Origin of the sequence: Chromobacterium rhizoryzae (assembly GCF_020544465.1) — a bacterium.
Lineage (GTDB): Bacteria > Pseudomonadota > Gammaproteobacteria > Burkholderiales > Chromobacteriaceae > Chromobacterium.
The window spans coordinates 2,941,764-2,955,186 of record NZ_CP066126.1 but is presented as its reverse complement, the minus strand read 5'-3'; the positions used below and the strand labels follow the sequence as shown (position 1 = coordinate 2,955,186).

Sequence of the window (13,423 nt, the reverse complement as noted above, 5' to 3'; positions counted from 1 at the left end):
CGCCGGCGGCTTCAGTCCCGCAAATCCACGATGGGCGGCGTCTTGCTGGTGACGGGGTCCAGCCGCCATCGCGCCCGCGCGGTCAAGCCGAGCGCGAAGGCGCCGTCATCCGGCGCCAGGCCCAGCAAAGCCGCCAGGCGCGCGCGCAAGGCCGCTTCCGGGCCGGCGTCCAGATGTTCGGCCAAAAGCAGGGTCAGCCGCTCGCGGCCGGCCGGGTCGCGGTCCAGCTGGATCTGGAAAGCGTGCTCCGCGCCGGTCAGTTGCGCGAAATCGTCCAACTCGTACGTGGTTTCATTGAGGCGGAAGGACCGGCCGTCGCGGCCGCGCAATTCCAGCCAGCGTTCGCCGTCGCACTCCACCCAGCGGCCGATGTCGCCCAAGCAGTAACGGAACACCGGGAAGCGCCGCCGCCAGGCGTTGCTGACCGCGATGCGGCCGTAACCGGCGGCGTCCGGTTGCAGGATCTCCGCCGCCACCCGAGGCAGCACCCGGAACAGGCCGGGGCGGCGGCTGGCGTCGCTCCAGGCCCAGATGCCGGTTTCCGCGCCGCCGTACAGCGACCAGACCTGGGCCGCGCCCAGCGCGGCGCGCAGCCGCGCCAGCGTGGACGCGTGCAGGGTTTCGCCGGCGTACAGCAGCTGCGGAATCTCCAGCCGCTCGCCGGCGGCTGCCAGATGGGCGGCGAACAAGGCCAGCCGCGACGGGGTGCCCAGCACGTGGCTGGGGCGGAATCGCCGCGCCGCGGCCAGGATGTCGGCGTCGGCGGCGTGGGCGCTCATCGGCAGCGTGGTGGCCTGACAACGTTCCAGCACATCGTCGACGATGGCCGCGGTGCGGTAGAGATTGGCGTAGCCGAACAGGTTCAAGGCGATGCTGGCGGGACCGAACACCCCGTCGGCGCGCAGCCGGTCCGCCAGCGCCTGCCGCTGGGCCAGGTTTTCCGCAATGTCCACCGGGAAGATCAGCGCCGCCCGGGTGCTGCCGCCGGAGCGCACCAGATAGAGGCCGGACGCTTCCCGCTCCGGCGAAAACGTCTCCAGCGCGGCTTGCAGCGTCGCCTTCTCCAGCGGCGGCGCGTCTTCGGCGCAAGCCACGCCGCGGTAAAGCGTTCGATAGAAGGGGTGGGCGCGGGCCAGTTCGAAGCACTCGCGCAGCAAGGCCTGCTGGCGGGCCGGCGCGGGCGGCTGGGCGGGCGGCGCCTTCATGCCGGCAGCCTGGCCGCGTCCATCGGCGTCAGTCCCAGCTGGATCAGCAGCGGACGGTGGCGGCTCAGGAAGGCGCGCCGCTGCGCCGCGTCCGGCAGCGCTTCTTGCGCGTAGTCCAGCCAGCGCTGCGCCAGCATGCGAGCCAGGCGCAATTCGTCCGCGTCCTGGCTGCCCGCGTAGCGCAGCACCGTGGGCGGGGTGGCCAGCAGCCGCCAGTCCCGGCACGGCCGGTGCGACAGGCTGTCCGCCAGAATGCGGAAGCGGATCAGCGGCGCGGACAGCAGGCCGGCGCGTCCGCCGTGCGCGACGATCTCTTTCAGCACCCGGTACCAGAAATCGATGCCCTCGTTCAGCCGCGCGCCGGCCACATAGCGTTGCGTCAGCAGCCATTGCCGCCGCGCGGCCACATTGCTGGCCCGGCCCATGAAGAAGTCCGGGTGGCCGGCGGTGCGCAGCGGGCGGGGCAGCAGGAAGGCTTCGTCCTCCAAAGGCTCCAGTTCGGCGCGCAAGGCGTCCAGCTGCGGAAAGCGTTCCTCAGGCGGCGCGCTGTCGTAGCCCAGCACCGCCAGGTCCAGCCGGTGCTCGTTCATTTTCTGCTCCAGCAAGCGCAGGCAGTCCGGCCGGTAGCAGTCGTCGGCGTCCAGGAAGCTCACTAGTTCGCCGCCGGCCCGCGCCAGGCCGGCGTTGCGCGCCGCGCCGGGGCCGCTGTTGCGCGGCAGCCGCAGCAGCACGCTGCGGGTACGGCTCAAATCCTGGGCGTGGTGGCGCAAGGCCTGCTCCGCCGCCTCCGCGCCGTCGTCGGTGCTGGCGTCGTCGACGATGATGATCTCGTGCGGCGCCTTTTCCTGCGCCGCCAGCGAGGCGATGGTCTCGCCGATGTAGGCGCGTTTGTTGTACAGCGGAATAATGACGGAATGCCGCATGAAGCCCCCTGTGCGCGAAACCGGTTCAGGCCGTCGCAGCGGCGGAGTACAGCTTGCCGCGGCGCTGGTGCAGATTGATGATCAACTCGTCCGAGCCGCGAAACACGCCGGGGCCGTAGCTTTCCGCGTCGCGGCACAGCTGCATGCCCACCAGTCGGATGCGCTGCCGGCTTTCCGGGTCCACGAACTCGCTTTGCTCGATGTAGTCCTGGAACATGTATTGCGGCCATTGCCCCAGCACCAGTTCGCGCCAGGCGGTTTCGCCGCAGGCGGAGCGCACCAGCGAGCCCAGGCCGCGGCCGCCGCTGCTGGGTTTGGCGATGAAGTCGCCGGCGCGCGCCAGCAGGGCCTCGGCCTCGTCCCGCGAGGCCGGCGCGAAGGAGGGGATCAGAAAGGGGCGCAAGGCCGCGTAATCGTCGGCGTCCAGGCAGTCCCGCATGATGTCCTCGCGATTCAGGACCGCCAGCACCCGCTTGTCGTGCACCAGGATCAGCGTGCGGATGTCGTTGAAATACGCGCCGCCGTCCAGTAGCTGGTCCAGCACCCGGTCCGGCAGCAGCGGCAGTTCGCTGCGATCCATTTCCAGGATGCAGCGGTTCACCGTCCGGCCGTCCAGCCGCAGCTTGCCGTCGCGGACGCTGAGCGCCTCCGGCCGGGCGGACAGAAAGTGGACGCCGTCGCGGCGCAGCGTTTCCGCCAGCAGGAAAATCTCGGTGCCGGGTTCGCGGGCGTGCGTCAGCGCCACCACGCAGCCGGGCGGATGCCATTGACGCAAGGTTTGCAAGAAGGCGTCGTCTCCGGCCGGCTGACCCAGCCAGCGGCTGATCATCCAGCCGTTCATCGGGTAGCGCGCGCCCACCTCGCAAATGCGCGGCTGGCCATGGCGGTCGTAGATGAAGTCCGGACGGTAGAAGCCCACGCGGTAAGGCCGGCCGTGCGCGCGCCGCAGCAGCGCTTCCATGGCCTTGGGCAGCTGATAGAGCGCCCGGATGCGTGGATCCAGAAAGTAGCGGCCGACAATGGCGCGGAAGGCGGCGTCCAGCAGCGCGCTCAGGCGCCGCAGGCTGCTCAGATAGTCGGCGGACACCTCCACGCGGGCGCGCGCCAACTGTTCCGGGGCGAACAGGGGCGGCGCGCCCGGCGGCCAGGGCGGCGGCGCGGCGGCCTGGTCCGCCAGCCGCAAAAGCGGAGGCCGCGGCCGGCTCACAGCGCCTCCGCGGCGGCGTCCCGCGGCACCGTCGCCAGCACCGCCGCCTTTTGCTCCAGATAGGCGCCGACGATGCCGTCCAGGCTGTAGCGCTCCAGGTCCAGCGCCATGGCCCGCGCGTAGTGGTTTAGGGCGTTCATGGCGTGGAAGAAGTGGTTTTTCTCGGTGGGGCCGCAGTGCACGCTGATCCAGCCCAGCGTGCGGGTGGCGTCTCGCTCGGCGAAGCCCAGCGTCCGGGTCAGCCAGCGGCGGAACAGCGGCAGGATGAATTCCACCTCGCCATGGGTGTAGATCTCGTGCGTCAGCGTGGTCAGCAGCGCGACGGCCAGGTCCGGCTCGCGCAGCGACTGATGATCCTTCCAGCTTTTGAAGGCCTTGGCGCTGGGGTGGAGATAGGCATGGGACAGCCACTGGTCATCTCCGACAATGCCCGTGGCCATGTTGTAGTACATCTGCGCGTGCAGCACCTTGTGCGTGACCGCCAAATCCTCGTCCACGATGCGGTTCAAACAGACCATGGCGGCGAACAAGGCCTCGCGGTCCGCCACCGGCTGGCCGGTGTGGACCAGCAGCGTCAGCCGGTTGCTGATGCCGGCCACCGTCATCGCGCTATTGTTGGTCTGGCTCCAGCTCTGGAAAAAGCGCCGCAGCGTTTCCGGGCTTTGCCGCCGCGCGGTCAGGCGCGCAAAGCCGGATTCGATCGCGTCGAAGTGGCTGCCGTGCCGTTCAAAGGCTTGCAGCAGCTCGCGCTTGAGGTGGGACGCGGGCAAATCCCGCAATACCGGCATGATGATCTGGCTGAGACGGTGCATGAACGGAACCCTTGCTTGCATTGAGCGCCGCGGCGGTCCGGACGGAGCGGCCGCCGGCCCGGTTTCTTTTACGCTTGCGCAGACATCAATATGGTTTAAGGACCAGACTGCCGATATAGGTACTACCACCATATTGAAAATCCGCATGAATGATCTAGGAGCCAGTTCAAGGTCCGTCGCGCTTCGGCGACGCGGTGTTAAACACGTTTCTCTCTGTGCTTGCCGTCTAGGCGCGTTCTTGCTCGCGAGCCTTTGAGCAGGTCTTAAGAGCCATGCTCAAACGGCGCTTGTCGTGCGGCCATGTCTTAGTCATGATTTGCTTTTGTTTTTCATGCAAGGGAGAGCGTGCCGATGGAAATCCGAGTGACGACCGTCAAGCAGACGAAGTTGATCGAGTGCAGCGCCGGGGTGGCGAGCCTGGACCAGGCGCTGGATTTGGTGGCCTTGTGCGCGGAGCACGACGCGCCGCGCGTGCTGCTGGCGGAAGAGGCCTTACCGCCGGCTTTTTTCGACTTGAGCAGCCGCTTCGCCGGCGAGTTCGTTCAGAAGCTGGTCAACTACCGTCTTGCCGTGGCCGGGGTGTTCGTCGACGGCGCCGCCTACGGCGAACGTTTTGGCGAATACCTGAGCGAAGCGCGCCGTGGCCGGCAGTTTCGCGTGTTCGACGATAGAGAGGCGGCTCTGGCCTGGCTGGCGGCGCAGCATTGAGCGCGTAGCGGCTCGGACAGCGTGAAGGCGGGGAAAGGACGCGGAGCAGCCCCTTGCGGGGCTGCTTGCGAGCGGAAGAGCGCGATCAGACCGCGTCTTTGCCGATGCTTACCTGGAAGGAACCGGAGTTGTTGCCGTAGGTGCTGGGCACATCGTTGTAGTACAGCGTGATCTGGCCTTGCGCGTTGGCCGGCGCTTTCCAGCGGAACAGGCCGGTGTTCACCGGGATGAAGCCGCCGGCGCCGATCTTCATCACCAGCGCGCCGCAGTAGGCGTCGCCGCAGATCAGGCCCTGATTGGGGTGGCTCTTGTCGCCCTGCGGGCCCCAGTTGGGCTGCGGGCCGTAGCCTGCCCAGCCCGACGCGACAATGGTGATCACATCGCCGGGATTGTAAGTGATGGTGGTGGGTTCCCCGTTGGGATTGTTCGCAGCGACAGTACCGGTCCAAGCCATGGTGAATCTCCAAAATGAAAGTGAGAGAAAGCAGATTCGACGTCGCGCCGACGGCGCGAGGAATATGCTTATTTCATTAAAGTTGGCGATGGGGGTTTTAGCCGCTGATCTTTCGGCGAGGTCGGCTAGGGGAACTTCGGATAGCTTGCCGGCGCTCAGCGGCCTTTATCCAGCTTGCAGGCCAGGCCGGTGCCGGCGAAGCCGCCGTAGAGCTTCATTTCATCCGGCAGCTTGCGCGTGATGAAAAAGCTGTCCGGCAGCGCCAGGCCGGCCTTGTCGCGCGGCCAGGTCAGCAGCCCGCGTTCGTCCATATAGCCCTGAAAACGCTGTTCGCCGCGAATCAGCTCCACCGTCTGGCTCTGGCGGCTGAAGTGGAAGCGGGTGGCGTCGGCGCAGTGGTAACTGGCCTGCATCGCCTGCGGCTTGCAGCCGGCCAGCAGAACGAGCAGGGCCGGCGCCAGGCTGGCAAAAAGGAAACGGGCGGGGACGGACATGGGCGGCGTTCGGGCTGAGGACGGAAGGCCGCCAATATAACAAGAGCGGCCGGCGGCGGCTAGCCGCGCTCCGGGCGAGGCTGGTTCATCGGCACGGCAACTGTTAACATGCCGATCGAATTTTAGGCCGCCTGTCTCGATGGCGGCCGCAAGGAGACCGATATGTTCCCGCGAAAACCGATGCTGTTTGTCCTTGGCGCGCTGACGCCGTTTGCCGCCATGGCGGCGGATATTTATATCGGCATGCTGAGCGCGCACGAGGGGAGCTTGCGGCTGACCCGCTGCAGCATCGGCAAACCTATCTATCAGTTGCTGAGCCAGGAAGGCCGGCCCTTGGCGGAATGGCCGGGCCTGTCGCCGCAGGCGCTGGAAGAACAGGCCAAAACCTCGGCCCGGATCCTGGGCGAATTCACGGAGCGGGACGGCAAGCCGGCCTTGCAAGTGGAGCGCATCGACGCGATCCGTTCCGGCGAGTCCTGTCATCTGGAGGATTGGCTGGACGAGCCGGTCAAAGCCGGGCCCGGACCGCAATGAAGCTGAGCAAGGGCAAGGCGGCGCTGACGCTGCTCGCGCTGCTGAGCGGCGCCTACTGGGCGGCCACGCATCTGAACAGCAACTGGGGCCGCGCGGTGGGCGAGCCTGTGGACGCCTTCAACGGCGTCGCCGTGTATTACAACGGCGGCGTGCAGCATGTGGAAGGGCGCAATCTGGCGCCGGACGGCTACAATCTGGGCCTGCGCTATCAGTGCGTGGAGTTCGTCAAACGCTATTACTATCAGCGTTTTGGCCACAAGATGCCGCAAGACAAGGGCCATGCCCGGGATTTCTTCCAGTCCCGTCTGGACAACGGCGCGCTCAATCCCGAGCGCGGTCTGCTGCAATACCGCAACGGCGGCGGCGACGCGCCGCGGGCGGAAGACCTGATCGTGTTCGCGCCCTGGGTGTTCAACCGTTACGGCCACGTCGCCATCGTCAGTCGGATCGGGCCGGATTTCATCGAGATCATCCAGCAGAACCCCGGCCCGTTCGGCGAGGCCCGCGAGCGGCTGCCCTTGCTCATGGAGCAGGGCGTCCCGCGGGTGGACCATCCGCGGGCGCTGGGTTGGCTGCGCCGCGCGCCGCAGGCTTCGGCGCCGGCGGAGGAGGGCCTGGAGCCGGCGGGCGAGGCCTGACCATCTATTGTCTGCCGGCACTGCGGGGCGCATCTTCATCGGAAGCATTGGCTCTGGCCAGCAGGCCGTTATTTTATTCGCATGAGGCGTGCTTGCCTGATCTTGGCCGCTCGATAAATCGTTGTGTGTTTTTTTTATCGGCAACACGTCTATTTGTTTCGCATGGTTTTTGATTTTTGGCGTGAGTGTTTTTTACAAGCCGCTTTCTGGCTTCCTTGGTAACTTTGCTGAAACCAAAGGAGCTTTGTCATGCCGATCAATCATATCGCAGCCTATACGCCTCAAACTGTCGTACCCAATAGCGAAAATCAGCCTGTTCAGGATTTCTCAGGCAAATCAATCCGTGGCCGCGACGTGGTCTTAATCAACCCATTCTGCGAGGGAGGCGGGGATCATGCCTTGGCGAATAAAATAGCCAATCTTGCTTTAGAGGAAGGCTGCCGCGTGACGATTGTGCCCGTCTCCGCTAATGGAGGTGGCGAAAGTGATTCCGGTCAGCGCAATATCTCTCTGCATGGGGGTGGTCACGATGCCAGCAGCCTTAGTAATCCGGTATTCATCGTGGCTCCCGTGGGTATTTTGACAACCGAAAAGCTGGGCGAGACCATCAATCGATTATGCGATCAATATCAATTTCCCAAGGGTGACATTGCTCTCATTGAGGAAATGGATTTATTGGCTTCTCCCAGTCAGCAGTTGCCGGAGCGCCAGGAATTGTTGCAGAAAATGGGGTTTGGCAAGGTTGACGCGTTCAATCTGGGTTTCGGCAAGGGGGCGATTGGTTATCTGCCCGTTGATCCGCTTACTGTCAATACTGTCAAAGACCGTTTTGAAGGGGAGCTGGTCAAGCTGCTGGATAGCTGCAATCTTTCGTTGGCGAAAGACAGTCACTATCATCTGGCCTACATCAGTTCGGATACTTGTATTACTGCGTCGCAAGTTTTTATCGCCAACACCCTCACTGAGAACAAGGGGAGTGGGAAAGACGCCAATTACGTCATGGTGTTGAGGCAGCTGGATGGATACGCCAAGAAGGTGTTGCCAAACAAGGTCAGTGAAATATTGAACCTGCGCAGCCAGCAACATGATTTTCCGGCCTTGTTCGCCAAGGCCAATATCGCGTTTGCCGATCCTGATACGGGCCGGCTTGAAAACAAGATGGAAATCAAGGGCGAGGGACAGGGGCAGCTCAATATTGTCTTTGCCAATGCCTTGCCGCAGAATATTTTCCATGACTTCATGTGTCTTGCTCATTCAGGCATGGCCAGTGGCGATCAATCCTTGGGCGAGTTTCTGTCCTTGACCGGAAAAATGCCTTACTACGATATGCAGCCATGGAAACAACCATTGGCCGAAGCCGTTAAAGAGGCTGGAGCGGAGTTGGGCGGCGCGGAGTTGAAGCAGGCGGTGGCGGAAAGAATTATCGGACGCCAGCCTTTTAGCGGGCGCATGGCTTATCAGATTGTTCCGAATCTTGGGCAGACGGAGCGCTCGGCCGAGCTGAACCATGGCTTGAACGCTTTGGATACGCTGATTAGCACCAGAACAGCCGATCGTCACATTCGAGCGCTGTTGACGCCGTAGTCAATCTCCTGGGCGGAAGCGCATGTCCCAGCCCTTCATCGGTCAAGCCTCCATGCCCAGGCCCGGCCCTCGCGGGGAGTTTCGCCGCGCGGGCCAGGGCCTTTTCTAGGTTTACTTCATCTTCCAGCTGGTGGCTTTCAGCACCGCGGCGTCGGCGTCTTTCAGATCGGTCTCGCCCTGGCTCAGCAGGCCGCTCCATTGTTTGACGCGATTCTTGCCATTGGGCGGCTGGTTGTATTCATTCGTGTCCACCACCTTGCTGCGCTCGGCGTGGAAACGGTTCATGAAGGTTTTTTCGTCGCCGCTGCCGCCGGAACGGGACAGCAGTCCCTGCAGCGTGTCGGAACCGCCGCTGGCGCCCTGGTTCAGCGCGGTGTCCACGAAGGAGCCTATCGTCAGCGCGCTGCCGAAACCGCGCTGGCGCGCCTGTTGCACGCTGTATTGGATGTAGACCTTGTAAAAGGTCTGCCACATCGCTTCGCGCCAGGCGGCGTTGTTTTGCAGCGCGGCTATCTTGCCGCAGAACACCTTCTCGCTGTCGCTGATCTTGAGCACCGGCCCTTGCATGCCGCCGCGCACCCCGGCGCGCGCCAGTCCGCCGGCAATAGAGGGATTGCCGGCGCCGCTGGCGGCGTCGAACTCCTTGAACAGCGTCGGGCCGTCCGGCCCCTGATCGCGCGGGCCGCCGGTGGTGGCGCCGAAAATGCCGATGGTGAAGCCGCGTTCGTCGTCGATGTCCTCGCAATAGCCGTAAAACTTGGGCCAATCCAGCGAGTCTTGCTCCGGCTTGTTCACTAACTTCATGATGTTGTTCCACTGCTCGCCGTCCAGCCCGGTGTTGGCTTTCAGGAATTTCAGCGTGCTGGGGGAGAAGTTGGCGTCCGGATTGGCCGCTTTGGCCTTGCCGGGCAGCGCGCAGCGCGCGCCGGCGGTCCAGGGCTGGCCTATTTCCGCCGCGCCGCTGCTGGCGTCCGGCGTGTTGCCCTGGGTCCAGTAAACGGCGGTGAAGTTGACGCCGTGATGGCTGGCCACGCTGCCGGCCGGATAGGGCGTGGCGGCCTTCCACGGCGCGGCGCAGACCGCCAGCCGCGCCGCCAGCCTGGGAGCGCTGCCGGCGGGAGAGGCTTGCGCCCAGGATGCGCCGGCGCAGGCCAGCCAGCCGGCGCCGGCCAGGGCCAGCATCGAAAGTGTGCGTTTCAAAACGTTCTCCGGTAGACAGAGGTAGGGCGGCGCGAGCCGGGAAAACGCACAAAATGCCATACGGATTTTATTGGCGAAAGAGGGGGGGACTGGCAAATGGAACGGGCGGCGCGGACGCGCGCAAGTAGATGGGCCTCCTATCGGCGTTTCAGCGTTGGAAGAGGGAAGTAGCGCCGCGCGCAGCAAGCGCATTCTATGCGGATTGGCGCGCGGAAAATTCAGACGATGAGGTTTGGAGCGGGCGCTACTCCAGCCGCATCACATCGCTGCCCTTGTCCAGCGCAGGGTAGGCCAGCGCCAGGTAGTCTTGCGCAAAGCCGGCCAGGGCCTCGGCGGACGGCAGCGTGTATTCCCCGCTATTGGGATCGAAAAACCGGAATGTCCGCGCGGCATGATCCACCCTGGCCGCCAAGGCGTGGCCGACGCCTTGGGCGGGGCGGATGCCGATGTTGTACAGGCCGTCGCGCTCCAGCGCGATCTTGAAGCCCGGGCTTTCGCTGTGGCCGCGAGGGCTCAAGCCATAGACGGCGAAATAGTCGGCGATGGCGTCTACGCTTCGCCACACATAGCTGTTGACCGCCAGTTCCATCACCTCGTCCCGTCCGCCCTCGGTTTCGATGTCGCGGAAAAAGGCCTCGGCCTCGTTTGGCCAGCTGCGCTGGCTGGCCAACCATTTGACGACCAGCGGGAAGCAAACGCCTTGTTCGCCTATCGTCGACCCCTGGATGAACGCTGTTTGCCGGAAGGCGCGCGCCTGCTCGCCGCCATGCGCCCGCGCGCATTGGGTCCAGGCGTCCTCCGATGCGCGCGCCAGCGCGGCGAGCAGGCTTTTGACCTTGCCGGGCTTGGGCGCGGAGCTGAGATCGACCTTGCCCAGTTTTCTTTCCGCGACGGCGATCTGTTTCGGCCGGCCGCAGGCCCGGATGCCGGACAACAATTCGGCGTAGCTTGCCGGCGGACGCTCGAAAGCCACGCCCACCATCTTGAAGCGGCGCAGCAGCGCCGGCGGCATGGCTTGCGGGAGCGGGGCGTCCGCCTTGGTCTCTGGCTGGGCGAGGCGTTGTTTGGCCCGCGTCACCACGCAGGCGCTGCGCAGCAGGCCCAGTTCTTCTCGAATCAGGCGGACTTGCTGTTGCATCAGGCTGCGCAGCAGCAGGCAAGAGCTCCTGTCCCCAGCCGGCGGCGGAGCGTTGCGGGGCGCGACGACGGGCGGGCTCAGGCGCAATAAAGCGGACAGCTTGAGCGGGCCGGAGCCGACGACGGCTCCCCGGGCGCGGAGAAAGTCCCTGGCGCGCCGGGTTTGTTCCGGGTGCAGCAGATAGCTGCGGCCGGTGTACAGCACCAGCATGCCGTCTTTGCGCATGCCGACGCGGCTGTGTTCCTTGTGGTCTTGCAGGCGGGACAGGTCGTACTGCTGCGCCCGCAGTTGGATGGCGGTTGGAATGGTGCTCATGGCGGTTTTCCCGGCGAGGTGCAGATTTGGAGCGGCGGCGTCTCGGCGCGCCGTCCGAAGCGGACGGCGACGGACGCGCTGGGGAGCGAACCCAGGTTTGCCGCATGGTTATTTTATTGGGGCGCAGTGTGAAGGCTGAGCGGCGGGGAATACTTTCAGAAAACGATTCCGGCCACGGGCCGATGGACGGCTGGCTCAAGTGTAAGAAAACGCCCTTGATCCGCGACCCATTTACCAGCCTTGGCCCTGTGCTGCGACGATTCGCCTTGCCGTGTTTCGGCTCCGCGGGCTTGACTCAGAGCGCGCCCGGCCATTCACAAGGAAAAACCAGGGCTGTTATCATGCCCGCCGCCGCTGCATTGCGCGTATCGATTGGAAAAATATTGGGAATCAGAATGTTGAAAGTCATTGCCTGCGTTTTTATCTTGTTGTCCTCCATGGCCAGCGCCTCCAGCTGGGATTTCACCTACTTCAACCCCAGCGAGGGCGGCTTGTTGATCGATACCGACAGCATTGCGCAATCGCCGCACGGCACCGTCAAGTTCTGGACGCTGTGCGCGCCCAGATTCGAGGCGGACAAGCCGATGACGGCTTACGCCTACAGCCAGTCCCTGTACGAGATCCATTGCCGGCAGCGCCTGATCATGATGCCGATGACGGTGGCTTTCGATGTGAACGGCGAATCGCGGGAAACCGAGTTCGAGCACGCCAAGATGGAGGACATCCAGCCGGACACGCAGGAGGATTTTCTGTGGACCTATATCTGCAAGCCGGAAAAGCGGCCGGACATGGCGGTGGCGATGCGGCAGGGCATTCAGGGCTTCTTGCGGGAGCAGAGGCGTTACGCCAGCGAGCATCTGGCGTTTCATCGGGATAAGAGCCGCTGATCGCGGCGGCCTACGGCAAGCGCCCTGCCTCGGCAGGGCTTTTTTGCGCGCCTTGACCGGCGGCGTGATCGTTTTAAGCAAGCTTGCGGGCTCGCGCTTGGGCATGCTGCGGCACATTGAAAACCCATTGACCGCGCCGCGGATCGCGCACAGGAGCTTACGCCATGCCGATGACTTGCAAACTCGTACCCGGAAAACTGCTGGTTCCCAGGCACTGCGCCCGGCGCGAGGAGGCGCGCTTGGCGGAGGCGTCCAGGCTGATCATGCGGCTGCGGCAATTGCGGCACGAGCCTTCCACGCTGTCGCGCTCGGACTCCGTCGCCTCGCTTGGCTTCGACAAAAAAGCGCTGTTCGCGCTGGCGCTGAAAAACCAGGCGGTGCAGGCCAAGACGCCGGCCGCGGCCGCCGGGGAGGGCAAGAGCCTGGGGCATATCCAGCGCCTGGTGGTGATAGGCGACAGCCTGTCGGACTCCGAAGGCCGCATGCTCAGCAAAACCCTGGGGGTGATGCCGTCCTCGCGCCAGTACTACGAAGGGCGTTTCACCAATGGCTTCGCCTGGCCGGACTTCCTGGCGTCCAGGGCTTTTCTGGGGAAGCCGGTGGTCAATTACGCCGAGGGCGGCGCGGTGGCCGGCAAGTACTCCAAGTGGAACCCGGCCTTCATGTTCATCTCCCATATGGAGCGCCAGATCAATAAGCACCACTTCCAGCCGGGCGATATGGCGGTGCTGGCCCTGGGCTCCAACGACTACATGACTTTCGGCAAGACCGACGTGGACAAGGTGATCCGCACCTACGAGCGGCAGATCGACAAGCTGGTGGCCAAGGGGGTCAAGGACATCCTGGTGGCCGGCGCGCCGGATCTGTCCAAAACCGTGAACGCGCGCAAACAGCCGCCGGCGGAGGCCGAAAAGCTGCACGACTTGTCTCAGCGGCATAACCGGCAGCTGAGCCAGGCGGTGGAGGCGTTGCAAGCCCGCTACCGCGACGCCGGGGTGACCCTCCGTTTCTTCGATATCGGCGCCAAGCTGGATTACCTGATGGAGCTGGCGGAAACAGTGGATTACGACACGATGCACAATAAGCACGAGGGCTATATCGACCTGCCGCGCGTGCTCGGCTTCGCCGGCGACGCGCGGCCGCTGGACAGCTCGCATCGCCACCTGTTCCACGACGAGGTGCACCCCAGCCAGGAGGTGCACCAGATCCTGGCCGCGCACATGACGGACTTCATCCACGAGCAGTACGGGCGGCCGGCCGACGCGTCTTAGAGCCTGCTCAAAGTCTCGCGAGCAAGGGCGAGACAAGGCGAAAACGAGCGAAA

The 13,423-nt window shown here is 64.5% G+C and carries 14 protein-coding genes; 6 read left to right on the top strand and 8 right to left on the bottom strand.

Going from position 1 to position 13,423, the window contains the following annotated elements; genetic code table 11:
• Window positions 1-11: 11 nt before the first annotated feature.
• Genes JC616_RS13285 through JC616_RS13270 form a run of 4 tightly spaced genes read right to left on the bottom strand, consistent with a single transcriptional unit; the run spans window position 12 to window position 4,147 of the window.
• Window positions 12-1,205: a hypothetical protein gene (locus tag JC616_RS13285; protein ID WP_227103536.1), complete on the bottom strand. Its 1,194-nt coding sequence runs from the start codon at window positions 1,203-1,205 to the stop codon at window positions 12-14.
• A complete protein-coding gene (locus JC616_RS13280) occupies window positions 1,202-2,128 on the bottom strand; it encodes a glycosyltransferase family 2 protein (RefSeq protein WP_227103534.1) in 927 nt (308 codons plus the stop codon). The genes JC616_RS13285 and JC616_RS13280 overlap by 4 nt, the downstream gene beginning before the upstream one ends.
• Window positions 2,129-2,153: 25 nt before the next feature.
• Entirely contained in the window at window positions 2,154-3,335 is a 1,182-nt protein-coding gene (locus JC616_RS13275) for a hypothetical protein (protein ID WP_146176648.1), read from the bottom strand.
• Window positions 3,332-4,147: a hypothetical protein gene (locus JC616_RS13270; protein WP_227103532.1), complete on the bottom strand. Its 816-nt coding sequence runs from the start codon at window positions 4,145-4,147 to the stop codon at window positions 3,332-3,334. Before JC616_RS13270 ends, JC616_RS13275 begins: the two co-directional genes overlap by 4 nt.
• Before the next feature lie 363 nt (window positions 4,148-4,510).
• Between JC616_RS13270 and JC616_RS13265 the strand changes: the two genes are divergently transcribed.
• A complete protein-coding gene (locus JC616_RS13265) occupies window positions 4,511-4,855 on the top strand; it encodes a DUF4180 domain-containing protein (RefSeq protein ID WP_227103530.1) in 345 nt (114 codons plus the stop codon).
• Window positions 4,856-4,940: 85 nt separating this feature from the next.
• On the opposite strand, the gene JC616_RS13260 is transcribed toward JC616_RS13265, so the two are convergent.
• Together JC616_RS13260 and JC616_RS13255 are read right to left on the bottom strand one after the other, a co-directional pair.
• Window positions 4,941-5,309, bottom strand: a complete 369-nt coding sequence (locus tag JC616_RS13260) for a LecA/PA-IL family lectin (RefSeq protein ID WP_107799565.1) — start codon at window positions 5,307-5,309, stop codon at window positions 4,941-4,943.
• 155 nt (window positions 5,310-5,464) lie between these two features.
• A complete protein-coding gene (locus JC616_RS13255) occupies window positions 5,465-5,803 on the bottom strand; it encodes a hypothetical protein (RefSeq protein WP_107799564.1) in 339 nt (112 codons plus the stop codon).
• Between the two features lie 162 nt (window positions 5,804-5,965).
• Here JC616_RS13255 and JC616_RS13250 point away from each other — a divergent pair, with 162 nt between their 5' ends.
• The 3 genes from JC616_RS13250 (at window position 5,966) to JC616_RS13240 (ending at window position 8,559) form a co-directional block, all read left to right on the top strand.
• A complete protein-coding gene (locus tag JC616_RS13250) occupies window positions 5,966-6,337 on the top strand; it encodes a hypothetical protein (RefSeq protein WP_227103528.1) in 372 nt (123 codons plus the stop codon).
• On the top strand, window positions 6,334-6,975 hold the full coding sequence (locus JC616_RS13245) for a CHAP domain-containing protein (RefSeq protein ID WP_227103526.1): 642 nt from the start codon (window positions 6,334-6,336) through the stop codon (window positions 6,973-6,975). Before JC616_RS13250 ends, JC616_RS13245 begins: the two co-directional genes overlap by 4 nt.
• Window positions 6,976-7,224: 249 nt before the next feature.
• Window positions 7,225-8,559 carry a hypothetical protein gene (locus tag JC616_RS13240; protein WP_227103524.1) on the top strand — a complete coding sequence of 445 codons (1,335 nt, stop codon included), beginning with the start codon at window positions 7,225-7,227 and terminating at the stop codon, window positions 8,557-8,559.
• Window positions 8,560-8,670: 111 nt separating this feature from the next.
• Here JC616_RS13240 and JC616_RS13235 read toward each other — a convergent pair whose 3' ends face one another.
• On the bottom strand, window positions 8,671-9,759 hold the full coding sequence (locus tag JC616_RS13235) for a chitosanase (protein ID WP_227103522.1): 1,089 nt from the start codon (window positions 9,757-9,759) through the stop codon (window positions 8,671-8,673).
• Window positions 9,760-10,003: 244 nt separating this feature from the next.
• Complete coding sequence (locus JC616_RS13230) at window positions 10,004-11,212, bottom strand: hypothetical protein (protein WP_227103519.1); 1,209 nt, start codon at window positions 11,210-11,212, stop codon at window positions 10,004-10,006.
• 395 nt (window positions 11,213-11,607) lie between these two features.
• On the opposite strand from JC616_RS13230, the gene JC616_RS13225 reads away from it, so the two are divergent.
• Entirely contained in the window at window positions 11,608-12,099 is a 492-nt protein-coding gene (locus JC616_RS13225) for a surface-adhesin E family protein (RefSeq protein ID WP_227103517.1), read from the top strand.
• Window positions 12,100-12,263: 164 nt separating this feature from the next.
• Window positions 12,264-13,370 (top strand): SGNH/GDSL hydrolase family protein, encoded by a 1,107-nt coding sequence (locus JC616_RS13220; RefSeq protein WP_227103515.1) that lies wholly within the window; start codon window positions 12,264-12,266, stop codon window positions 13,368-13,370.
• The last annotated feature ends 53 nt before the right edge of the window (window positions 13,371-13,423 follow it).